We start from the raw sequence: 21,061 nt of genomic DNA, 5'->3' as shown, positions 1-21,061 counted from the left end.
CGCGCACTCTGTCAGGAAAGAAGCTCGACGCTCGTCGCGCCGCTGCGGGTTGCGTTCTGCATGCGGCGTACCAGGCTTATGTCCGCTTCAGAAGACGCAGATCCGTTATATCAGACAATCCCATGCTGCTGGAGCAGCAGGCGGGTGCTGCCCGGGTGCTTCTGCAGCAGCAGCTCCCGGGCAAGGTGCGTCATGGCTTGAACGGCGACGCGGGTGCCAGGCTCATCCCGGTCGCGAACGAGATCGCGCTCTGCAGGTCGCGGCGGGTCACGATGCCGGCGAGATCGATGTCGAGGCAGACGATGGCCTGGGACACCTCCGGCCGGATGCCCGTCAGGACGACCTGCGCCCCGAGCAGCCGGACGGCCCGCGCCACCTGCAGGAGGGCGCTCGCCGAGGCCGTGTCGATGTGCGGCACGCCGGTGACGTCGATGATCGCCACGCGCGCCTGCCGCTCGACCACCTTGCTCAGCAGGTTCTCCATCATCTGCTGCGCCCGCGCCGCGTCCAGCACGCCCACCAGCGGCAACACGAGGATGCCCTGGCTGATGGGCACGATCGGCGTCGACAGCTCCAGGAGCGTCTTCGCCTGCAGCCGGAGCGTATCTTCGAGCCGCTTCCGGTCGGTGATCACCTCCGTGAACAGAATGATCCCGCCGATCTCGCCGGTCGACTTGTACCAGGGAAAGATCTTCCAGCGCACCCAGTCGACGCTCCCGTCGGCCCGCGGGAAGGGCTCCTCATCGTTCGATTCCGAGGCTCCTGCCAGGCAGCGCCGGTGGATCGCCCTCCAGTGCTCTGGGATCTCGGGGAAGAGATCGTAATGGCACCGGCCGATGATGTCCTTCTCCTTCAGGCCGAAATCTTCCCGCCAGCGGTGACTGGCCAGGATGTAGCGCATGTCGTTATCGAACATGGCCACCGCAGCCGGGCTGTAGGTGACAAAGACGCGCGCATGCTCCTCGCTCTGGCGCAGCGCCGCCTCGAGGCGATCCCGCGCCTCCTCGGCCTCCTCCAGCTCCCGGATGCGCTGCTTCAGCTGCTGGTTCTCGGCAACGACAGCCGTGTAATCCACATCACCGTTCATCCGTACCCTCGGTTCCGTCCTGGTCTGTATATCAAAGAAGCGCGGTACGTGGCGCTCGACCGGCACACGCGTGCGCTACCGAGGGGTGAGACAAGGTTGCAGCCGTCGAGGCCGGCCGCTCGTGCTCGTGCGGGGGATCGAGCGGGGCGCCCTGCGCCAGCGTTCAGCGCGCCTCGTGCGCGGCCTTGAAGCCGGTGCTGTCCAGGTCCCCCATGTTGAGCATCGCCTCGGGGAACCGGGCCGCCTCCTCCGCATACCAGAGGTGCGGCGTGATCTCGTTGGCCCTGGTGCTCGCCTAACGCTCCTCTCCGCTCGAGTCGAAGAGGACAGCGAACCCGCCCCAGATCATGCGCTTGGGGTCGAAAGGTGGATTCTCCGTCATCTGCATGCGCGGGTCGTCCTTCATCTTCGCGCCCGCCTGGTCGCGCACCTCCTTCGATGGCCACACGATCCAGGAGAACACGATGGTCTCGCCTGCCTCGGCCTTCACCGCGCCCTTGAAGTCGGTGATCTTGCCGTCGGGCACGTCGTCGCCCCAGCACTCGACGACGCGCGTCGCGCCATACTCCATGAGGACCTCCGCGGCCTTCACGCAGGCCTCGCGATAAGCTGCCTTTTTGTCCGTGGGCACAGGAGTGACAAAGCCGTCGATGTAGCTCATGGGCGCGATTATGCGGACCTGCCGTTCATGACGTCAAGCGCGGCTCCTCCATGCGAATGGCGGACTCTGCAGTTCACGCGGAGGCCGTCGGTCCCGGGGCTGGCTCAGCAGATCGCGGCAAACAGGCCCTGGCGCGGGCAATGATCCGGAAAGAGAAATCGAGATGCGTACTCGGCTAGCCGCGCAGGACGTCGAGCGCTTGGGCTTCCTGTCGCATCTCGCGCAGGAGGGCGGCGGCGACGACGCCGGGGTGCGTTCGCTCCGGCGCGGCGCCGAACGCGGCGAGGACCTCCGCGAGCGGGCGGGACGCGTCGTCCTCACGAGGCGGCCCGCCGATGCGCGCTGCCGCGAAGAAGAAGCTCGCGGCGTAGAAGGCGAGGGCGACGGCGCGCGCAAGGCCCGCCCGCGCGCGCTCGCCGTCGTTCGCCGGCCTCCCGAGGTACGCCTCGAGCAGCGCCTCGCGCTGCTCGGGCCGCGGGCACGCAAAGACACCGAGCTGCGCGAGATCGATGAACGGATCTCCAGCGCCCGCGTGGGTCCAGTCCACGAAGTACACGCGCTCGGCCGCCACGAGCACGTTGTTCGGGTTGAGGTCGCGATGACACGCGGCCGCGTGCGCGTGCGGCGCGCTCACACGCTCGAGCTCGACGACCGTGCGCACGAGCTCGGCTGGCAGGCCCGCTCCCGTGAGCGCGGCGCACTGCGCGTCGAGGGAGCGCAGGAAGTCCATGCGCGACCGGCTGCGCGGGAACGGCGGACCGTCGTGGAGCCGCCGCAACGCCGCCGCGACCCGCTCGATGTGCGCCGGATCGCGCGTCGGGCGGAGCGGCGTCCCCGCGATGCGGTCCATGATCGTCACGCCCGTCCGCGCGTCCGCGTGGTGCAGGCGCGGCGCGACGCCGCGCTCGGACGCGATGCGCATGCACGCGCTCTCGCGCGCGGCGCGCTCCGGATCGCTCGGATCGAGCGCGAAGCGCTTCGCGACGTAGGGCGCGCCGTCGACGACGAACGCGATCAGCGCGGCGCCGGAGAACCCGCCGGAGAGCGAGGTCACGTCCTGGACCGGGCGCCCCGGGAACGCGGCCTCGAGCGCGGCGGTGAGGTCCGGGTGCAGCTCCGGGGCGCTCATGCCCACCCCCGCATCGAGGCGAGCCGCTTTGCGTAGAGGCGGCTCCGCGCGGCGACATCGGCGGGCCGTGCCCAGTCCCACCCGATCGCCTGCCAGTCCGGGTCGTCGGGATCGAGCCCGAGCGACGCGACGAACGCGCGATCGGCGACGAAGAAGTGGTGTTTGTACGCGAGGAGATAGCCGGGCGACGCCTCCGGCAGCGCCTCGACGTGGGCGCGCGCCTCCTCGTAGGTCGCGAACCAGTGGTGCAGCACGCCGCCATCCCGGCCGTAGAGCAGCGTCCCGAGCTCGGGCGCGCCGGGCTCTCCCGCGAGCGCGAGGCGCGCGCGCTCCCAGCTCGAGAAGCCGCACTCGCGCGCGACCACCGCGAGGCAGTGCTTCCGGCGGATGCCGGCGACGGCCGCGGCGAGCGCGGCCTCGTCGGCGCGCCCGAGCTCGGGCAGCGCGCGCAGGCGCAAAAGCGCCTTGGCGTCGTTCGACGCGAGCTGCTTGTGCAGTAGCTCGGCGCGGGTCTTCAGCTCGCGAACGGGATCCATCATGGACGTCTCCTCTCGAATCGGCCGCTACCCGCTCCCTCGGCCCGAGGATGTCGACGTGGTCATGACGGTGCGAGGTGACTCGCGGTCGTCGCGTCGCAGGGTGAAAGGCTTCTTTCCGGCGGGGAGGGCGCCCCTGCGCACCCTGGCCAGACGCTAGCGCTTCGCGTCGGGGCGCGCCAGACCGAATCCAGGAGCGTGCGGGCTGAACGCGCGAACGGGCGTCGGTGCGCCACCTTCTCCACCTCTTCCGAAGGTGTGAGCGCGCCCTCGCGTCCTCACGCGGGCCCGCACCAGGACTCGAGCGCGCCCCCCAGATCGGCGAGGCACGTCGCCCGTCGGGCGGCGTCGCTCGCCCACGCGACGTGCCCGTCCGGCCTCACCAGGAGCGCATCGAGGGCGGCGAGATCGCTCTCCGGCGCGGCCGTCGCGCGGACGACGTCGACGCGATCGCTCCACGCCGCGCCTGCCTCCCGGAGATCGACCGCACCGGTGAGGTCGAGCAGGACGAACCGGCCCGTGTGGAGCAGCTCGTACAGCCGCGCGGCGCCGCGGTCCGTCACGAGCGCGCGGTCGGGCGCCCGCCTGCCGACCCAGGGGTGCGCCGCCGCCGTGTCGCCGGGCGGATACGCGACATCCAGCGCGCTCACGAGCTCGGAGATCCGCCGATTGACGGGCTCCATGGCGAGCAAGTCGCTCATCGTCTTTCGGAGCGCCAGCCCCGCCTCCGAGACGTCGCCGAGCTTCGTTTGAATCTCCGTGTTGCGCCCCACGGCCAGGCCCACGGGGTGGCGCTCGTCATGATAGCTGTCCAGGAGGCGGGGCGGCGCCCAGCCGTTCACCTCGGCAGCGAGCTTCCATCCGAGGTTCATCGCGTCTTGCAGCCCGACGTTGAGCCCCTGGCCGCCGGCACCGCCGCCGGCGGGGATGGCCGGCCCGCTCGGGCCGACGGTCGCTCCCGACCTGGGCCGCGCGGCTGCGGCTCCTGTGCTGCGGCTGCGCTTACCTGGGTCGAATCGCCGCGATCATGCGCGCGGAGAGCGATCCTCGTGCGGGAGCTCACGAGGGGCGAAGCGGCTCCGCGAGCCAGCGCACCAGCGCGTCGGCCTCGAGATCGAGCAAGGCATCCTCGACCTCGCCCGGACCGATGGCGCGGGCTCGCTCGATGATCGAGCGCTCTTCTTCGGCAGTCGGTCGCCGCCCGATCCGCCGGGCGAAGAGCCGGCCGAGCAGCTCCGCGATCGCCTGCTGCTTGCCGCGCTCCTCCCCGCGCTCCTCGCCGCGTCGCTCCCCGCGCCGCTCCCCGCGCTCCTCGCCGCGTCGCTCCCCGCGTCGCTCGGCCTCGATGATCATCTCCCCGATGATCGGCGTGCGCCGGAGCAGCCCCTCTTCCTTGTCCTCCACCATCACGACGAGCTCCTTCAGCAGATTATGCCCCAGGGATCGATGGTGGCCATCACCAGGAGCGCCGTGTACAGCTCGGCCCGCTCCTCGGGGGTGGCCGCCCCCGTATGGATCTCCGCGACGATCTGCCTCAGCGCCGCCAGGGTCGCGTCCCGGGCGAGAGGCGCGAACACCAGCCAGAGCACGCTGCCGCGCGCGCGCAGCTCGAAGACCGTGCGCTGGTAGACGGCGAGCCGAAATCAGCGGAATCCAGGGTGTGGCGTGGCGCCAGGCAGGTGGCGGCGCCATGGCGGGCGCGGGTCGGGGCCGACCGGCGAGCGCGCCTCGGATAGCCGACCGGGCAGCGCCGCGATCGCCTGCTGCTGGCCACGCTCCCGTCCTCGTCGCTCCCTGCGCTCTTGCCCGCGCGCGACGTCGGGATCGATGCCCCGGCGCGAAGCCGGTGACAGGATCACCTCACGCGGCCGGTAGCATGGCCGGCCAGGAGGGGCTCGATGCGAACGTTGATCTCGACGGTTATCTTGATCGCCGCGCACTCGGCGGGCTGCGCGGCGGAGCAGGCCGGAGCGCGGGGCGACACCTCGGCCGGCGCCGGCGCGAGCGCCGTCCGCCTGCCCGAGGGCGCGCGGCTCGTCGACCTGACCTATCCCTTCGACGACAAGACCATTTACTGGCCCACGGCGACGACCGGCTTTGCCCACGAGACGGTGCACCACGGCAAGACCGAGGGCGGCTACTTCTACTCCGCATACACGCTCTGCGCGCCGGAGCATGGCGGCACGCACCTCGACGCGCCCATCCACTTCGCCGAGGGCAAAACGACCGCAGACGCCGTGCCCCTATCGCGCCTCGTGGGCCCCGCGGTGGTGGTGGACGTGTCGGCCGCCGCGGCCAGGGACAGCGACTACCTCGTGACCAGGGCGGACATCGAGGCGTTCGAGCGGGCGCACGGCGCCATCGAGCCGGGCACCATCGTGCTGATCCGGACGGGCTGGGGCGCGCGCTGGCCTGACAAGAAGAGGTATCTCGGCGACGATCGACCTGGCCACGCCGAGGCGCTGCACTTCCCCGGCATCGGCGAGGACGCCGCGCGGGCGCTCGTCGCGCGGAGCGTGGGCGCAGTCGGCATCGATACGGCGAGCATCGACCACGGCCCGTCGAAGGATTTCATCACCCATCAGGTGCTGCTCGGGGCGGATATCCCCGCGTTCGAGAACGTCGCCTCGATGGAGTCGCTGCCCCCGCGGGGCGCGCTCGTCATCGCGCTCCCGATGAAAATCCGCGCCGGCTCCGGCGGGCCGCTGCGCATCGTGGGCGTGCTGCCGCGCTGACCGCCGGATCCGCGCCGGCGCCCGGCCCGCGCTGCCGCGCGGGGAAGCCCGCGAGCGCCCGGACCTAGAGGTTGATCTTGTAGTTCAGCTTGACCTCGTCGCCGTGCATCCCGCGAAACCCCCAGTCGTGGGGAGGCGACTCCGAGATGCATACCTCGATGTCCTGGTGGTCGATCCCGACCTCATCCCGGATCTTGTCGAACAGCAGCCGCACGAGCTTCTTCTTCGTCTCCACGCTGCGCCCGGTGATCATCGATATCTCGATGATCGTATAGGCGTCTGTACGCCCGCCCGGCGCCAGCATGTCCTCGCGCTCCATCGGGAAGAAGCGATGCGCCCGCTTGTCCTGCGGCATCTGCAGCGCCTCCATGACGCAGGCGTGGATCACCCTCGACAGGGCCTCCTTCACCGGATTGAGCTTCTCCTTGATTCCGTAGATCTTCACCTGAGCCATGCGCGGTTCTCCTGGAACAACGTCAAATCATTCATGCCACCCTGCTCTCGTCTCTCGATCGCGCCGAAGGCGCGGTCCGCCGGCGCTCCGGCTCCGGAGCGCCCCGCTCGGCGAAGCGACGCCGGGCCGCGGCCACGCGCCCTCCGGCGACGCCGCCCCCGTCTGCGCGCGCTCTCTTCAGTCGTCCGCGTCGTCGCCCTTCGGCCCGGACTGCCCCGCAGCGGCCTCCTCGCCCTCGTCCTCGGGGAGCCCCGCGTCCGCCGCCTCCGCGGCGAGCGCCATCCGCTCGGCGAGGGGCCGCTCGGGCAGCGTGAGCAGCGGGCCGTCGCCGAGATCGCCGATCATGTTGAGGTACGCGTTCATCGCGTGGCACACCGAGTCGGTGCGCACGTAGCGATCCCTGACGCTCCAGAACACCCCGCCGGCGGCAGCCTGCGGGTTCTTCACAACGAACGAGCTCTCCGGACCGTACGTGTACTGCAAGAGCAACCGGATCGCGGCGACCACCGCATCCTTGTACCGATCGCAGCCCTCGGTGCCCTTCTTCCGGCAGTGGTGGTACACCTCCGACATCACCTCGGCGAGCCAGCCGCTCCCGCTGCTCGACAGCGACCGCTGCCAGCGGCCGTAGCGGTAGGCGTCCTCGGGCCTGCGCCACTGCCGCTTCACGAGGTCGTCGGCGCAGCGGAAGACGGTCTGCTCGACGCGCTGGTCGCCGCCGGCCTTGGCGAAGTCGAGGAGCGACTGGACCGCCCACGAGCTCGAGATCGGGTTGGGCTTCCTGTAGTCGTCGCCGAGGAAACACCCCTTCTCCGCGATCCTGGCGAGCACGTAGTCCGCGGTCCGGGCCGCGGCGTCGAGGTACTTCTTGTTGTTCGTGGCCCGGTAGGTGCGCGACAGGGCCGAGAGCACCTGCCCTGTGTAGAGCGTCGAGTCCTTGCCCTGGACCTTCCACGTTCCGCCCTCCTGCCCGATCAGGGCCGAGCGCACGCTGCCGTCCGGCCGCTGCATCGAGATCAGCCACTCGGCCGCGAGCACGGCGGACTCGAGGTACCTCTTGTCCTTCGTGACGCCGTGGAGCTCGAGGAGCGTGAAGATCGACTTCGACGCCGTGCCGACGACCAGCCGGCGCTCGGGCCGCTCGCGCTCCAGGTCGAACGCATAGAAGAAGCCGCCGGCCGTGCGGTCGCGCGCCTCGCGGCTCTGCATGCCCATCATGAAGCCGGCGGCCTCCGTCGCCAGCCGCAGCAGGCGCTCGTCCGGCTTGTAGGCGTGCAGCTTGAGCAGCGTCAGCGCCGTGGACGCGGTGTAGATCGTGTGCAGCTCGCGCTCGAACCGGTCCGTGGGGGCGTGGTAGTACTTGTGAACCCCCTTGTGCCGCGGATCGATGACGCGCAAGAGATAGCCTTTGCCGTCCTCGATGCGCCGCGCGAGGAGGGCCTTGTCGAGGGCGCGGACCGGCACGAGCCCCTCGACGAGCTCGACGCCCTTCCCCGGGCGCTCGACGCTCTCCACCATCGACTCGTGATGATCCGGCAGCTCCACGACCAGCCGCGCGCCCGCGAGCGCCTCGCGCGCGCCGCCCGCCGCGGCCACGGCCCTGCGCGCGGCGTCCTTCAGCGCGACGCAGAGCCCCGCGTCCGACGCCTCCCCGCGGGCGATCTGCTTCCCCTCCTGAAAGCCCATCACGACGGCGCGGAAGGGGCGTTTGGACGAGAGGGCGAGATCGCACGTCACCTTGTCACCGCCCGCTGCCACCTGACGGACGAAGGCGACGGCGCGATCGCGGAAGGAGTCGTTGTCGAGCTCGGCGCCCGCGCCCCCGTTCTCCGGCGCCTGGATCACCGGGTCGGGCACCCGGGGTAGGTTCGCTGCGATCTGCGCCGCGAAGCGGTCGTCGCCCGGGGGAAGGGCGCGCTGTCCACCTTCCGCACCTTCCGCGGCGCTGGCCGTCGCGGAAGGTGCGGCGGCGGGCTTCCCGGCCGCGGGGTCCTCGCTCGGCTTGCGGCCGTCACAACCGCTCGTGACCCCACACGACAGAGCGGCGAAGGCCGCCAGGGTTGCGATGGAGAGCACGCGAGCAGACGGCATGGACAAGGACCCCGAAGCAGCGATTCGACGGGTATCAAGAACCCAGAGGTCCCGCAAGGCCGAACGGGGTAGCCGCGCGCCTCGCGATGCGCCCGCACGCGCGCCTCGCGATTCGGCCACATGCGCCCTCGCTATTCGCCTGCATGCGCCCCGCGCTATTCTGCCCGCATGGGACCCGCGCAGATCAAGGGCAAGAACGTGGACATCAAGCTGTGGACCCGGCCGGACGAGGTCGAGGCGATCGCGCTGGAGCAGCTGCGGAACATCAGCGCCCTGCCCTGGGTGTTCCACCACGTCGCCGCCATGCCCGACGTCCACTTCGGCAAGGGCGCGACCGTCGGCTCGGTCATCGCGATGCGGGACGCCGTCGCGCCGGCCGCTGTCGGCGTCGACATCGGCTGCGGGATGGGCGCGCTCCGCACGAACCTCACCGCGGCCGATCTGCCCGACGACCTCCGGCGGATCCGCAGCGACATCGAGCGGGCGATCCCCGTCGGGTTCGCCGCCCACGACGCCCCGCCGGAGGGGTTCGAGCGCCTCCCGCTCTGGGACGAGTTCGCGAGCCTGAGCCCGAAGGTCCAGGGGCTGTTCGCGCGAGCGCGCTGTCAGCTCGGCACGCTGGGGGGCGGCAACCACTTCATCGAGCTCTGCCTCGACACGGACGGCGGCGTGTGGCTGATGCTCCACTCCGGCTCTCGCAACATCGGCAAGGAGCTCGCCGAGATCCACATCGCCACGGCGAAGAAGCTCGCCCACAACCGCGACCTGCCCGATCGCGATCTCGCGGTGTTCCTCGCCGGCACCCCGGAGATGAAGGCCTACCGGCACGACCTCTTCTGGGCGCAGCGGTACGCGCGGACGAACCGCGAGGCCATGTTCCACCTCGCAGAGGGCGTCCTCCGCCGGCACTTCCCCGAGCTCGCGATCCAGGAAGCCATCTACTGCCACCACAATTACGTGGCAGAAGAGTGTCATTTCGGCGAAGAGGTGCTGGTGACGCGCAAGGGCGCGATCCGAGCAGGCAAGGGCGAGCTCGGCATCATCCCCGGCTCGATGGGCACGCGCTCGTACATCGTCCGCGGCCTCGGCAACCCCGAGGCGTTCGAGAGCGCCTCGCACGGCGCGGGGCGCAGGATGAGCCGCGGCGAGGCGAAGCGGCGCTTCACGGTCGACGATCTGGCCGCGCAGACGGCCGGGGTCGAGTGCCGCAAGGATGGCGGCGTCCTCGACGAGATCCCCTCCGCCTACAAGCCGATCGAGCGCGTCATGGAAGACCAGCGCGATCTCGTGGAGATCGTCGCCGAGCTCCGGCAGGTCCTCTGCGTGAAGGGGTGAGCGACCGGCGCGGGTCCGGACAGGGAACTTTTCGCGGCGGCCCCGTTCGCGGCCCCTCCCCGCCCCGCTCTCGGCTACGATGCACGTCGCGTTCACGACGCGCGCCGCGTACCCACCGCGGCGCGCACCGCCGCGCGGAGAAGCCATGAAGTCGGACTGGATCGATCTGGGCCCCCTCTCCGAATTTCCGGCGGAGGTGCCCGTGCTGCGCAAGGACGACGCGGGGCGGCGCTTCGCCTGCGTCCTCCGGGGCGGCGAGGTCCACGCGCTCGACGATCGCTGCCCGCACCAGGGTTACCCGCTCTCGCAGGGCGCGCTGCGCGACGGCGTGCTGACCTGCGCGTGGCACAACTGGAAGTTCGAGCTCGCCTCGGGCGCCTGCACGTTCGGCGGCGAGCCCGTGCGGCGCTACGCCACCCGCATCGACGGCGGGCGCGTGCATCTCAACCGGGCCGTCGACACCGCGGCCGAGGTGCGGCGCCTCGTCGCCGGCCTGCGGGAGGCCGTCGTGCGCGACGAGCCGGCGCGCGCCCTGCGCGAGGGCCTCCGGCTGGGCGCGCTCGGGCTCCACCGGGGGGAGACCGGCCTCGGCAGCCTGCACCTCGCGTTCGAGGTGCTCGCCAGGGACGGCGCGGAGCGCGCCGAGTACGGCTTCGATCACGGCCTCGCCCTGCTCGCGGACCTCTGCGCCTGGGTCGAGCGCGGCTGGATCCCCGCCGACGAAGCGTTCGTGGTCGCCGCCCACGCGATCGGCGAGGCGTCGGCCCGGCTAGGCCCCCGCGGCAAGGGCCACGGCAAGGTGGGGGCCCGCTCGCCCCTCGCGCGCATCGCCGACTTCGAGCTCGACGAGCCGGCGAAGGTGAGCGAGGCGCTCGCGGCGGAGCGCCGCGACGAGGCCGAGGCGCGGATGCGCGAGCTCGTCGAGATCCGCGGCACGGCCGGCGCGCGCCGCGCGCTCATGCCCTTCGTCGCGCAGCACCTGTACGACTACGGGCACGGCGCCATCTTCCTCTCGAAGGCGCTCGAGCTGGCCGAGCGGTTCTCGTCCGCCGCCGACGAGGTCCTCGCCGCCTCCACGGTGCAGCTCGCCTGGGCGACCGCCGACACGAGCCTGCCCCCCTTCACCGCCACGCGCGCCGCGCTCGCGCGCCTCGCCGATCTGGCCCTGCCCGGCCCCGACGGCGCCGCGGCGGCCACGCGCCCGGACGCCGCGCCGCTCGAGGGCGCGGAGCGCGCCGCCTTCGAGGCCGAGGTGCTCGCAGGAGAGCAGCCGGCCGTCGAGGCGACGGCTCGCTGGCTCGCGCGCGGCGCCGGGCCGCTCGCGCTGCTCGGCGCGATCGGCCACGCCGCCGCCGTCCGCCTCGCGCGCTTCGACTCGGCCTGGGAAGCGCGCCTCGACGCCGAGGTCGGGGTGCTCGACGTCACCCACGCCGTCACCTTCGCGGAGGCGGCGGCGGCGCTCGGGCGCGAGGCCCTCCCGCGCGAGGCCGCGCAGCTCGCGGTGCTCGCGGCCGGCTTCGTCGGCAAGCTCCGCAAAGCGGACGCCGCCGCGCCGCAGGCGTCCGCTACGACTCACGGGCGAGGCGGCGGGCTGCTCCAGGCGGTGGAGGCGCGCGACGTCGGCGCGGCGCTCGCGATCGCGCGGGAGCTCGACGCCGCGGGTCGCCGGCGCGCGTTCGCCGAGCTCGCCCCCTTCGCCGCGTTCGACGCCGCGGTGAGGCCCATTTTCACGGCGCACGCCGTGAAGACGCTCGAGGCGCTGGAGCGGCTCGAGTCGTCCGATCCTCGGCCCGACGGCGCGTACCTCGCGGCGCTGCTCACCCACGTCGTCCCCGTCCGGCGGGAGCTCTCCGCGCGCCGGATCGCGGCTGTGGCCAAGAAGTTCATGTCCGATGGGCGGCCACCCGATGGGCTGTATTGAGCCGGCCGCCCGCCCGGCGGACAGAGACCGGAGAAACGTGCACTGGTGCGAGCATCATTCATACTGACTGTCTATGCGGCTTGAGCCTGGATCCCACGTAGCGCCGCACCTGACGCTCGAGAGCCTCCTCCGGATGGGAGGCGTCGGCAGCATCTGGACGGCGCATCACCTCGGGCTCGGCAAGGAGGTCGCCGTCAAGTTCATCTCTGCGTCGCTCGCGACCGATGCGACCGCGGTCGCCCGGTTCCACCGCGAAGGCGCGCTCATGACGAGGATCAAGAGCCCCCACGTGGCCGAGGTGTACGAGCACGGCGTCGCCGCCAACGGCCTCTCGTACATCGTGATGGAGCTGCTGCGGGGCGAGGAGCTGTCCGACCTGCTAGCGCGCGCCGGGCGCCTCCCCCTGGAGGAGACACTCGCCCTCGTCTCGCAGCTCTGCGCGGGGCTCACCGCCGCGCACAAGCTCGGCATCATTCACCGGGACATCACGCCACAGCACGTCTTCCTCGCCGACACCGACGGAGGCACCTGCGTCAAGCTGCTCGATTTCGGGGTCGCCAGGGGGGATGTCGACCCGGATGGGACCACGCTGACGAACACGGGCGCGGTGGTCGGCAGCCTCGTTTATATGAGCCCGGAGCAGTTCTTCAACCCGAAGCTGGTCGACGGCCGCTCGGATCTCTGGTCCGTGGGCGTCATGGCCTACCACGCGCTCACCGGCGCGCCGCCGTTCGAGCAGAAGGGGATCGAGGCCCTCCTCGGCGCCATCCGGATCGGCACCTTCTCGCCTCCGAGCCAGCGTTGCGCCGAGATCACGCCTGCCCTCGACGCGTGGTTCGTCAAGGCGCTTGCCCGTGAGCCGTCCGGCCGCTTCGGATCGGCCGAGGAGATGTCCGAAGCGCTCCGCCGGGCCGCCGCCGGGCCGCCGGGCCCAGGGAGCGCGCCTCCCAAGGTAGATTGACCGGCATGGCCCGCGCCCGCACCCCGAGCCGCTCCAACCATGAGCTCGTGTTTCGCAGCGCCCGCAAGGGCGAGGAGGGCACCCTCGCGACGGTCGCCTACCGCGCGTTCCAGGCGGGTGATCCAGAGGCGTGGCTGCGGTATTTCACCGAGCACGCGCACCTCGCCCTCGACAACGTGATCGTCGCGGAGACCGACGGCCAGCTCGTCGGGTACGTCGCCTCGCTCGACCTGACGATGAGCTTCGCGGGCGCGGACGTGCCGTTCCAGGGCCTCTCGTCCGTGGCGGTGCTCCCGGAGTTCCGCCGCCGGGGCATCGCGGATCGGCTCGTCCGCGAGAGCCTCCGCCGCATGCGCCGCCGGGGCGAGGCGCTCACCCTGATCCACCCTTTCCGGCTCTCGTTCTACCGGAGGTTCGGCTTCGGCGTCTGCGAGCTCCGCGACGTCGTGCGCACCTCGCCCGATCGGCTCCCGGACTCGGTGCTGCGCCGCCACGTGCGGGCCTTCTCCCGCCCGCGGGACGAGCCGCTCATCAAGCAGGCCTACGACGTCGCGCGGGCCGACACGACGGGGCAGCTGAAGCGGAGCGACTACTGGTGGGACGTGCGGGTCTTCAAGCGCTCTCCGAGCGGCGCCGTCTACGTGGATCCGGGCTCCAAGGCGATCGCCGGCTACCTGTTCTTCGACGTCCCCGAGGGCGGCGCCTACGGCGCCCAGCAGCTGGTCGTCCGCGAGCTCCACGCGCCGACGCCGGGCGCTTACCGCGGGCTCATCGGCTTCCTCGGCGCGCTCGGCGACCAGTACGAGGTCGTGGAGCTGACGCTCCCGCGCGGCCAGGGCGCGCCGCTGCTCGACGAGCCCGGCATCCGCGACGAGCCGATCGTGTACGAGACGGCGGCCCGGCACCCCGGCCTGTGCCCGCCCGCGCACACGGCGCACCGGCGCAGCGTCCTCGGCCTGACGGCGGCGGGCGCGATGGGGCGCATCGTCGACGTCGCCGCCGCGCTCGCGCTTCACCCGTCGCCGCGGAAGCACGGCGTCCGCGGCGCCATCGGCGTCGACGTCGAGGACCCCGTGTTCACGGACGCGCCGCGCGCCTTCGACGTCACCTTCGCGGCGCGCGGCGTCCAGACGGCGCCCGGCAGCACGGCGGGAGACCGCCTCTCGCTCTCCATCGAGCGGCTCACGCAGATCTACTTCGGCGCCGCCTCGGCGCGCGATCTCCTGAGCCAGGGCTTCGTGGTCGGCAGCGCCAAGGCGGCCGCCCTCCTCGACGCCGCGTTCGCCGGCCCCCCCCTCTTCCTCGGCACCTTCAACGCGTTCTGAGCGCCCCGCCCTAGGCGATTCGCCTACTCCGGAGGAAGAGCTTGAGCGAGCGCGACGTCAGCGCCGTCTCTTCCCCTCCCCTCCGCGTCTCGACGGCGGCGTCGTCGTGGGTGTCCACGAGGAGCTGCCACGGCCTGGCATCGTCGGCGAAGGGGAGGAGGAAGCCCAGGTCGCACGGCGACGCGTTGAGCAGCAGGACGAAGTCGTCGTCGACAAGCCGATCGCCCGCCTCGTCCACGTCGTCGAGCCCCTCTCCCGACAGGAACACGCCGACGCACTGCGTGAACGGGTTCGACCAGTCCTCGTCGGTCATGAGCTCCCCGTCCGGGCGGTACCACTGGATATCGTAGGTCTTGCCGCCGCGGATCGGGCGCCCCTTGAAGAAGGTCGAGCGCCTGAGCGCGGGGTGCTCGTGCCGGATGCGGAGGCACTTGCGCGTGAACTCCAGCAGCGCCCGCGACGCTTCGTCCCAGCCCCACGGCTGCCACGTGAGCGGGCTGTCCTGGCAGTACCCGTTGTTGTTCCCCTCCTGCGTGCGCCCCCGCTCATCGCCGTGGAGGATCATCGGAGTCCCCTGCGAGAACAGGAGCGACGCCATGATGTTCCGCGCCTGCCGCGCCCGCAGCTTTAGGATCTCGGGGTCGTCGGTCGGCCCCTCGACGCCGCAGTTCCACGAGCGGTTGTCGTCGGCGCCGTCGCAGCCCCCCTCCCCGTTCGCCTCGTTGTGCTTCTCGTTGTAGGAGACGAGATCCGCCAGGGTGAAGCCGTCGTGGGCCGTGACGAAGTTGATGCTCGTGTACGGCTTGCGCCCGCTGTTCTCGTAGAGGTCGCTGCTCCCCGTGATCCGGAACCCGAGATCGGAGGCGATGCCGCCGGAGCCCCGCCAGAAGTCGCGCAGCGTGTCCCGATAACGGCCGTTCCACTCCGCCCAGCGCACCGGGAAATTGCCCACCTGGTAGCCGCCGGGGCCCACGTCCCAGGGCTCGGCGATGAGCTTCACCTGGCTGAGCACCGGGTCCTGGTGGATGATCGTGAAGAAGCTCGAGAGCTGGTCGACGTCGTGGAGGCCGCGCGCCAGCGCCGCCGCGAGGTCGAAGCGGAACCCGTCCACGTGCATCTCGAGGACCCAGTACCGCAAGGAGTCCATGATCAGCTGGAGCGTCTGCGGGTGACGCACGTTGAGGGTGTTCCCCGTGCCCGTGTAGTCGAAATAGTAGCGCTCGTTGCCAGGGACGAGGCGGTAGTAGGTCGGGTTGTCGATGCCGCGCAGGCTCAGCGTCGGGCCCAGGTGGTTGCCCTCCGCCGTGTGGTTGTAGACGACATCGAGGATGACCTCGATGCCGGCGGCGTGGAGCGCCTTCACCATCTCCTTGAACTGACGCACCTCCGACGCCACCTCGGCGCCTGCGCGGTACCCGACGTCCGGCGCGAAGAAGCCTATCGAGTGGTATCCCCAGTAGTTCCGGAGCCCCTTGTCGAGCAGGAATTTCTCGTGCACGAAGGCGTGCACGGGCAGGAGCTCGATGGCCGTGATGCCGAGATACCGCAGGTATCCGATGATGGCCGGGTGGGCGATGCCAAGGTAGGTCCCGCGGAGCTCCTCGGGGATCTCCGGGTGCTGCATCGTCAGGCCGCGGACGTGCGCCTCGTAGATGACGCTGCGGTGGAACGGCACGTAAGGGCGCCGGTCCCCGCCCCAGTCGAAGGACGGGTCGATGACGACGCCGAGCGGGGCGCCGAGCGCCTCCCCCTCGGCCATGGCGAGGTCGCCGTCGGGCTCGCCGCTCCGGTGCGCGAACGCGCCCGCGTCCCACTGGACCCGCGAGGCGAGCGCCTTCGCGTACGGATCGAGCAGGCGCACCCGCGGGTTGAAGCGCAAGCCCCGCTCCGGCGCCCACGGGCCGTGCACGCGATATGCGTATTTCTGCCCGGGCCCGACCTCCGGCACGTAGACGTGCCAGACGAGGGAGGTGCGGTGACGCATCGGCAGGCGTTGCTCGTTCCCCTCGTCGTCGACGAGGCACAGATCCACCGCCTCGGCGTTCTCCGAGAAGAGGGCGAACTGCGTTCCAATGCCGTCCCATGTCGCGCCCAGCGGGTACGGATCCCCCGGTCGCAATCCTTTGCGCTTGTGGCTCATGCTGGTCTCGGTTTCGCGATCCACGGCTGGGGCGGCACCCCCCTCGGGCCTCGTCGCCCCGGCCGGCGTGTTTGCGAGGCTAGGCGACGTGAGGGCGCCGGCTGCCCATGGCGTCGGTCACGACATCCACGACGCTCCGAGCCATCCCCTCCGCGATGCGGAGCGCCTGCGCCTGATCGCCCTCCGGGGTGCACATCCTGAGGCGCTCGATCATGTCCACGAGCCGCCGGGCTAGCTCGCACGCCTCGGTCATGGAAGCTGGTGACTCGAGGGAGGCCCTCCGCGGGAGGGAGACCATCTCTTCGCTCGGCGTCATCGTGGTCGACATCATGCCTGGCTCCTTATCAGTGATGGCTGCGGTCCGCACCCCCCAGAGCAGGCGTCGTGCCAGCACGGCTCCGGTGCGGATGCTCACCGTAGACACAACGGTGGGTGCTCGGCTGACAGACTGGGCGGCACAAACCGCCACAGGTGGGGCGATTTGTCCCCCTCACAGCCTCCCTCGCTTGGTAAGGCGGGGCAGCGCGACGAACAGCCAGATGCAAAAATTGAAGACACGATGCATACCGTACGGGCTCGCTGTACGGAGGCTGTTCGGGACGGCCGCCCGGGCTCTTCTGGGGTGTGCTCGAGCTTCCATGGCCTCTGCGCATCCCTTGGCGTGGGGGCGGGCGGGCCGTGTGCGCTCGCAGCTTGCGGGGGCGAGGACGGCGTCGCGCGCGCCTCACGGGGGACGAACGTGGCGAGCACGATCGCGGCGCGGGCCCTGACTTACGCGCGCCGTCCGGGAGGCAGGTGGGCCGCGCTCCGCGCGACGTCGCGTGAGACCGCGAGGTGATCCTGATCGCTGCGCGGCCCCGAGGCGGCTATGGCTACGCCCGGGGGGGCCAGGTTAGTATCCGTTCCTCCGCGGCGGCCGCCGGTCCAACGCGTCGCGGTCGAGAGAGCACATGATCGGAACACTCCAGGCGAAGCTCCAGTATCTCAAGAACAAGAACCTCCACAACTGGCTCGGCGGCTACGCCCGGCAGAGGATCGAGAACGCCCGTGCTCCGCGTCCGCTCGGTCCGCGGCACCTGCTCTTCGCGGTCTGCGATCACTGGGAGCCAGGGTGGGAGAACGCCACACCGGAGGTCGGCGACGCGCGGGTGAGGGCGTGGTCGAAGGGGTATCCCGAGATGGCCGGCGCGTACCGCGACGCGGACGGACGGCACCCGCGTCACAGCTTCTTCTTTCCGGGGGAGCAGTACACGCCCGGGTGGCTCGACGCGCTGGCGGACCTCACGCGCAGCGGCTTCGGCGAGGTGGAGCTGCACCTGCACCACCACAACGACACGGAGGAGAACCTGCGCGCGGACATCCTCAGGTACCTGGACATCCTGGGGAAGCACGGGCATTTCTCGCGCGACCCGGACGGGCGCATGCGTTACGGGTTCATCCACGGCAACTGGTGCCTGGCGAACTCCGGGCGGGACTCGCGGAACTGCGGAGTCGACGCGGAGCTCCCGCTCCTCTTCGAGACGGGCTGCTATGCCGACTACACGTTCCCGTCGGCACCCGACGAGTCGCAGCACTCCATCGTGAACCAGATCTACTGGCCGACGGGCAACCTGGCGCGCCGGAGCGCCCACGCCGTGGGGGCGCGCGCCAAGGTCGGCGAGGTGCTGGAGGACCGGATCCTGATGATCGAGGGCCCGCTCGCGCTCGCGCTGACGCGCCGGGGAAGCCGGGTGCGGATGCGGATGGAGTACGGCGCGCTCCAGGCGGTCGATCCGCCGACGCCGGACCGGGTGAAGACGTGGGTGGATCAGAACATCCACGTCGAGGGGAGGCCCGAGTGGGTGTTCGTCAAGGTCTACACGCACGGCGCGCCCGAGGAACAGGCGGAGTCGCTGCTCGGCGCCGGGGGCCACGCGCTGCACCGGGAGCTCACCACCCGTTACAACGATGGCAAGGAGTGGGTGCTCCACTACGTGACCGCGCGGGAGATGTACAATATCGCGATCGCCGCGCTCGAGGGAAAGACGGGCAATCCCGGTGACTACAGGGATCACCGCCTGAAGCCGCCGCCCTGCGCGAGCTGACGCGACCAGTCCCCCCTCCGACAACACCGTAGTCCCTCGGCGCATAGCGTTAACCACGCTTCGCGCCGCGTTCTCCTACATCCGAACGTTTACGTGGTCGTGGTCGTGGTCGTGGTCGTGGTCGTGGTCGTCAACGGTAGGCCGTGAACGACCACGACCACGACCACGTAAACGACCACGTAAACGTTCACGTTCACGTTCACGTTGGTGTGTCCGTCGCGCGGATCGGGCGGCTGACAGCGCCTCAGCCCGGCCCGCGACCGCTCTGTTCGCTGAGGACCTCCGTCAGGAGCGCGTGATAGCGCTCCCCCACGACGTCCCATGACAGGGCCCCCACGCTGCCCCGCAGGGCCTCCGGCTCCCATGCCGTGTCCAGCGCTCGCGTCAACGCGGCCCCGAGCGCCCCGGGATCGCCGGGAGGGACGAGGAGGCCATTGCCCCCGTGCCCTTCGCGGACGAGCTCCGGCACGCCGCCGACCCGGGTTCCGACGACGGGGCGGCCCGAGGCGAGCGCCTCCAGGACGACGTTCGGGCAGCCCTCGCGGCGGCTCGGCAGGCAGAACACGTCGCACGCGGCCATGTAGTCCGGGATCTCGACGGGCAGCGCCCAGCCGAACAGCCGCACGCGATCGCCAAGGCCGAGCGCGCTCACCTTCGCGCGCAGCGGCTCGAGCAGCTCGCCGCCGCCCACCATCATCAGGTGAATGTCGCGGCGGCCCGCCCGGTCGAGGTGCGCCATCGCGTCCACGAGGACGTCCACGCCCTTCTCGGGCACGTGATAACCAGCGTACAGCACCACCTTCGCGTCCGCCGGGACGCCGAAGCGCCGCCGCGGCTCGGCCCGATCCCGGATCGCGAACCGCGCGCCGTCGACCGCGTTGTGCTGCACCACGACGCGCTCGCGCGGCACCCCGAGCTCGACCAGGCGCTCCCCGAGCGCCCCGCTCACCGCGACCACCCGGGCGCAGCGCTGGAGCGCCGGCGCGATCTGCGCCCGCAGCGCGGCGTTCCTCGGCTGCTCGTTGATGTCGCTGCCGAGCACCGTCGTGACGACCGGCACCCCCGCCTCCCGCGCGAACGCCTCCGCGGCGACGGTGTCGGGATAGGCCCACGCGGCCAGGATCGCGTCGTACGGGAATTCGCGCCGCAGCCCCGCCATCGTGCGCCGGAGCGACGCGCGGAGCCCCTGCGCGTGAAGGCTCGGCAGCCCCGGGATCGACCAGTACGTGGGGAACAGCGCGTCGATGCCGGTGTGCGCCTCGCGCGTGCCGCCGAAGAGCTCCCGGGACGCCCCGCGCGCGCGCGTCCACCAGGGGATCGGGGCCACGATCCGGACCTCGCAGCGGCGCGCGAGCGCCCTGTACGTGTGATAGCTGTACGGCGCCATCGTCGGCAGCCGCGTGGAAGGGTAATGATGGGTGAAGACCAGTACCTTCATCGCGCGCTCGCCCGTCACGTGAGGCGGAAATAGAGTTGCTCGTATTTGCGCGTCATCTTCTCGAACGAGAAGTCGTCGCGCACCCGGACGTGCCCCGCCTCGCCGAACCGCCGCCCCAGCGCCGGATCGCTCGCGAGCCGCTCGATCGCGTCCGCGAGGGCGTCGTGCCCGTCCACCGGGACGATCAGGCCGTGCTCCTCGTGCCGCACCACCTCCGGGACCCCGCCGACCGGCGTCACCACGACAGGGAGGCCGCGCGCCATGGCCTCGAGGACGGCGAGCGGCAGCCCCTCGTCGCGCGAGGGCAGCGCGAAGAAATCGGCGGCAACCAGCAGATCGGGCACGTCCTTGCGGAAGCCGAGGAAGCGCGCCTCGGCGCCGTGGACCCCGAGCTCCCTCGCGAGCCCATGGATGCGATCGCGCTCGTCGCCGTCGCCGACGACGAGCACCGTGACCGCGACGCCCCGCTCCCGGAGCCGCGCGAGCGCCCGGAGCAGCACGTCGTGCCCCTTCACCGGATGGAACGCGGCGGGCATGATGCCGACGAACACGTCCGGGCCAAGGCCGAGCTCGGCGCGCACCTCGTCGCGCGTCCGCTTGGCCGGGGTGATGTCGATCCCGTTGTGGATGACAGAGATGTTGCTGGCCACGCCGACCGCGCCGCTCTTGTTGGCCGTGTCCTGCGAACAGCCGACGACGGCGTCCGTTTCACGCCACTCGAAGCGCGACGGAACGCGGATGATCCCGCGCGTCTGGGCGTGATCGGTGAAGACGAGCCGCGCGCGCGTAAGGAGCTTGCCGATCGTGGCGTAGTGGAGCGCAGTGGGGTTGTGCGCGTGGACGACGTGCGGACGGGCGCGCCCGAAGGAGAGGGCCGCGTGCGCGAGCCGCTTGGGGAGACGCCCGTCCAGCACCGTGGTCGGCAGCGTCCGCTGCCGCGCCAGCTCCGCCAGCGGCCCGCCGCGCAGCGCGAGGATGGAGGCGTCGTGGCCGTGGCGCCGCTGCGCCTCGGCGAGGCGCAGCACGAAATGCTCCATACCTCCGCCGTTCAGGCTGCTCACGACATGGACGATCCGCAGCGTCGAATTCCCCATGAAGGCTTGCTACCCGAATCGGGTCCCCTGTTGAAGCGCAAACCGCACCCAGCATCACCACACGCGCTGC

Annotated in this window: 17 protein-coding genes and 1 pseudogene; 6 read left to right on the top strand and 12 right to left on the bottom strand. The window is 71.2% G+C overall.

What is annotated here, in order from left to right:
- Positions 1-190 precede the first annotated feature (190 nt).
- The 6 genes and pseudogenes from WMF29_RS06935 to WMF29_RS06910 all read right to left on the bottom strand — a co-directional run.
- Positions 191-1,153 (bottom strand): STAS domain-containing protein, encoded by a 963-nt coding sequence (locus tag WMF29_RS06935; RefSeq protein WP_437328081.1) that lies wholly within the window; start codon positions 1,151-1,153, stop codon positions 191-193.
- Between the two features lie 229 nt (positions 1,154-1,382).
- Positions 1,383-1,748: a DUF1428 domain-containing protein gene (locus WMF29_RS06930; protein ID WP_437328080.1), complete on the bottom strand. Its 366-nt coding sequence runs from the start codon at positions 1,746-1,748 to the stop codon at positions 1,383-1,385.
- Positions 1,749-1,923: 175 nt separating this feature from the next.
- Entirely contained in the window at positions 1,924-2,877 is a 954-nt protein-coding gene (locus WMF29_RS06925; protein WP_437328079.1) for a phosphotransferase, read from the bottom strand.
- Entirely contained in the window at positions 2,874-3,416 is a 543-nt protein-coding gene (locus tag WMF29_RS06920) for a hypothetical protein (RefSeq protein WP_437328078.1), read from the bottom strand. The genes WMF29_RS06925 and WMF29_RS06920 overlap by 4 nt, the downstream gene beginning before the upstream one ends.
- A gap of 275 nt (positions 3,417-3,691) precedes the next feature.
- Positions 3,692-4,342: an FAD-dependent monooxygenase gene (locus WMF29_RS06915; RefSeq protein WP_437331090.1), complete on the bottom strand. Its 651-nt coding sequence runs from the start codon at positions 4,340-4,342 to the stop codon at positions 3,692-3,694.
- 130 nt (positions 4,343-4,472) lie between these two features.
- Positions 4,473-5,047 (bottom strand): annotated as a pseudogene (locus WMF29_RS06910) (hypothetical protein); the annotation flags it as partial.
- A 264-nt stretch (positions 5,048-5,311) separates the two neighbouring features.
- Here WMF29_RS06910 and WMF29_RS06905 point away from each other — a divergent pair.
- The gene (locus tag WMF29_RS06905) at positions 5,312-6,148 is read left to right on the top strand and encodes a cyclase family protein (protein WP_437328077.1); all 837 of its coding nucleotides are present in this window, start codon (positions 5,312-5,314) and stop codon (positions 6,146-6,148) included.
- Between the two features lie 64 nt (positions 6,149-6,212).
- On the opposite strand, the gene WMF29_RS06900 is transcribed toward WMF29_RS06905, so the two are convergent.
- Positions 6,213-6,602, bottom strand: coding sequence for a tautomerase family protein (locus WMF29_RS06900; RefSeq protein WP_437328076.1), 390 nt, complete (start codon positions 6,600-6,602; stop codon positions 6,213-6,215).
- Positions 6,603-6,779: 177 nt separating this feature from the next.
- Complete coding sequence (locus WMF29_RS06895) at positions 6,780-8,693, bottom strand: D-glucuronyl C5-epimerase family protein (RefSeq protein ID WP_437328075.1); 1,914 nt, start codon at positions 8,691-8,693, stop codon at positions 6,780-6,782.
- A gap of 168 nt (positions 8,694-8,861) precedes the next feature.
- Here WMF29_RS06895 and WMF29_RS06890 point away from each other — a divergent pair, with 168 nt between their 5' ends.
- From WMF29_RS06890 to WMF29_RS06875, 4 genes are all read left to right on the top strand, one after another.
- Positions 8,862-10,028, top strand: coding sequence for an RtcB family protein (locus WMF29_RS06890; RefSeq protein ID WP_437328074.1), 1,167 nt, complete (start codon positions 8,862-8,864; stop codon positions 10,026-10,028).
- 145 nt (positions 10,029-10,173) lie between these two features.
- Positions 10,174-11,949, top strand: a complete 1,776-nt coding sequence (locus WMF29_RS06885; RefSeq protein ID WP_437328073.1) for a Rieske 2Fe-2S domain-containing protein — start codon at positions 10,174-10,176, stop codon at positions 11,947-11,949.
- A gap of 73 nt (positions 11,950-12,022) precedes the next feature.
- Positions 12,023-12,910 (top strand): serine/threonine-protein kinase, encoded by an 888-nt coding sequence (locus tag WMF29_RS06880; protein WP_437328072.1) that lies wholly within the window; start codon positions 12,023-12,025, stop codon positions 12,908-12,910.
- Positions 12,911-12,915: 5 nt separating this feature from the next.
- A complete protein-coding gene (locus WMF29_RS06875) occupies positions 12,916-14,235 on the top strand; it encodes a GNAT family N-acetyltransferase (protein ID WP_437328071.1) in 1,320 nt (439 codons plus the stop codon).
- Positions 14,236-14,245: 10 nt separating this feature from the next.
- Here the strand turns inward: WMF29_RS06875 and glgX are convergent, their stop codons facing one another.
- Together glgX and WMF29_RS06865 are read right to left on the bottom strand one after the other, a co-directional pair.
- Positions 14,246-16,375 (bottom strand): glycogen debranching protein GlgX, encoded by a 2,130-nt coding sequence (glgX, locus tag WMF29_RS06870; protein ID WP_437328070.1) that lies wholly within the window; start codon positions 16,373-16,375, stop codon positions 14,246-14,248.
- Between the two features lie 79 nt (positions 16,376-16,454).
- Positions 16,455-16,706 (bottom strand): hypothetical protein, encoded by a 252-nt coding sequence (locus tag WMF29_RS06865; protein ID WP_437328069.1) that lies wholly within the window; start codon positions 16,704-16,706, stop codon positions 16,455-16,457.
- A gap of 619 nt (positions 16,707-17,325) precedes the next feature.
- Here WMF29_RS06865 and WMF29_RS06860 point away from each other — a divergent pair.
- On the top strand, positions 17,326-18,459 hold the full coding sequence (locus WMF29_RS06860; protein WP_272100962.1) for a hypothetical protein: 1,134 nt from the start codon (positions 17,326-17,328) through the stop codon (positions 18,457-18,459).
- Positions 18,460-18,703: 244 nt separating this feature from the next.
- On the opposite strand, the gene WMF29_RS06855 is transcribed toward WMF29_RS06860, so the two are convergent.
- Positions 18,704-19,897, bottom strand: a complete 1,194-nt coding sequence (locus tag WMF29_RS06855) for a glycosyltransferase family 4 protein (RefSeq protein ID WP_437328068.1) — start codon at positions 19,895-19,897, stop codon at positions 18,704-18,706.
- Between the two features lie 14 nt (positions 19,898-19,911).
- Positions 19,912-20,991 carry a glycosyltransferase family 4 protein gene (locus WMF29_RS06850; protein ID WP_437328067.1) on the bottom strand — a complete coding sequence of 360 codons (1,080 nt, stop codon included), beginning with the start codon at positions 20,989-20,991 and terminating at the stop codon, positions 19,912-19,914.
- Positions 20,992-21,061 lie beyond the last annotated feature (70 nt).

The sequence above is a fragment of the Sorangium sp. So ce381 genome, from assembly GCF_051473845.1.
GTDB classification, from domain to species: Bacteria; Myxococcota_A; Polyangia; order Polyangiales; family Polyangiaceae; genus Sorangium; species Sorangium atrum.
Note: the sequence above shows the minus strand (reverse complement) of the source record. Positions and strands in the feature narration are given on the sequence as shown.

Bases quoted from the DNA above. Each gene is read 5' to 3' on its own strand.
- WMF29_RS06930 (WP_437328080.1), bottom strand. From the start codon at position 1,748: ATGAGCTACATCGACGGCTTTGTCACTCCTGTGCCCACGGACAAAAAG.
- WMF29_RS06925 (WP_437328079.1), bottom strand. From the start codon at position 2,877: ATGAGCGCCCCGGAGCTGCACCCGGACCTCACCGCCGCGCTCGAGGCC.
- WMF29_RS06920 (WP_437328078.1), bottom strand. From the start codon at position 3,416: ATGATGGATCCCGTTCGCGAGCTGAAGACCCGCGCCGAGCTACTGCAC.
- WMF29_RS06905 (WP_437328077.1), top strand. From the start codon at position 5,312: ATGCGAACGTTGATCTCGACGGTTATCTTGATCGCCGCGCACTCGGCG.
- WMF29_RS06900 (WP_437328076.1), bottom strand. From the start codon at position 6,602: ATGGCTCAGGTGAAGATCTACGGAATCAAGGAGAAGCTCAATCCGGTG.
- WMF29_RS06895 (WP_437328075.1), bottom strand. From the start codon at position 8,693: ATGCCGTCTGCTCGCGTGCTCTCCATCGCAACCCTGGCGGCCTTCGCC.
- WMF29_RS06890 (WP_437328074.1), top strand. From the start codon at position 8,862: ATGGGACCCGCGCAGATCAAGGGCAAGAACGTGGACATCAAGCTGTGG.
- WMF29_RS06885 (WP_437328073.1), top strand. From the start codon at position 10,174: ATGAAGTCGGACTGGATCGATCTGGGCCCCCTCTCCGAATTTCCGGCG.
- WMF29_RS06880 (WP_437328072.1), top strand. From the start codon at position 12,023: ATGCGGCTTGAGCCTGGATCCCACGTAGCGCCGCACCTGACGCTCGAG.
- WMF29_RS06875 (WP_437328071.1), top strand. From the start codon at position 12,916: ATGGCCCGCGCCCGCACCCCGAGCCGCTCCAACCATGAGCTCGTGTTT.
- glgX (WP_437328070.1), bottom strand. From the start codon at position 16,375: ATGAGCCACAAGCGCAAAGGATTGCGACCGGGGGATCCGTACCCGCTG.
- WMF29_RS06865 (WP_437328069.1), bottom strand. From the start codon at position 16,706: ATGATGTCGACCACGATGACGCCGAGCGAAGAGATGGTCTCCCTCCCG.
- WMF29_RS06860 (WP_272100962.1), top strand. From the start codon at position 17,326: ATGATCGGAACACTCCAGGCGAAGCTCCAGTATCTCAAGAACAAGAAC.
- WMF29_RS06855 (WP_437328068.1), bottom strand. From the start codon at position 19,897: ATGAAGGTACTGGTCTTCACCCATCATTACCCTTCCACGCGGCTGCCG.
- WMF29_RS06850 (WP_437328067.1), bottom strand. From the start codon at position 20,991: ATGGGGAATTCGACGCTGCGGATCGTCCATGTCGTGAGCAGCCTGAAC.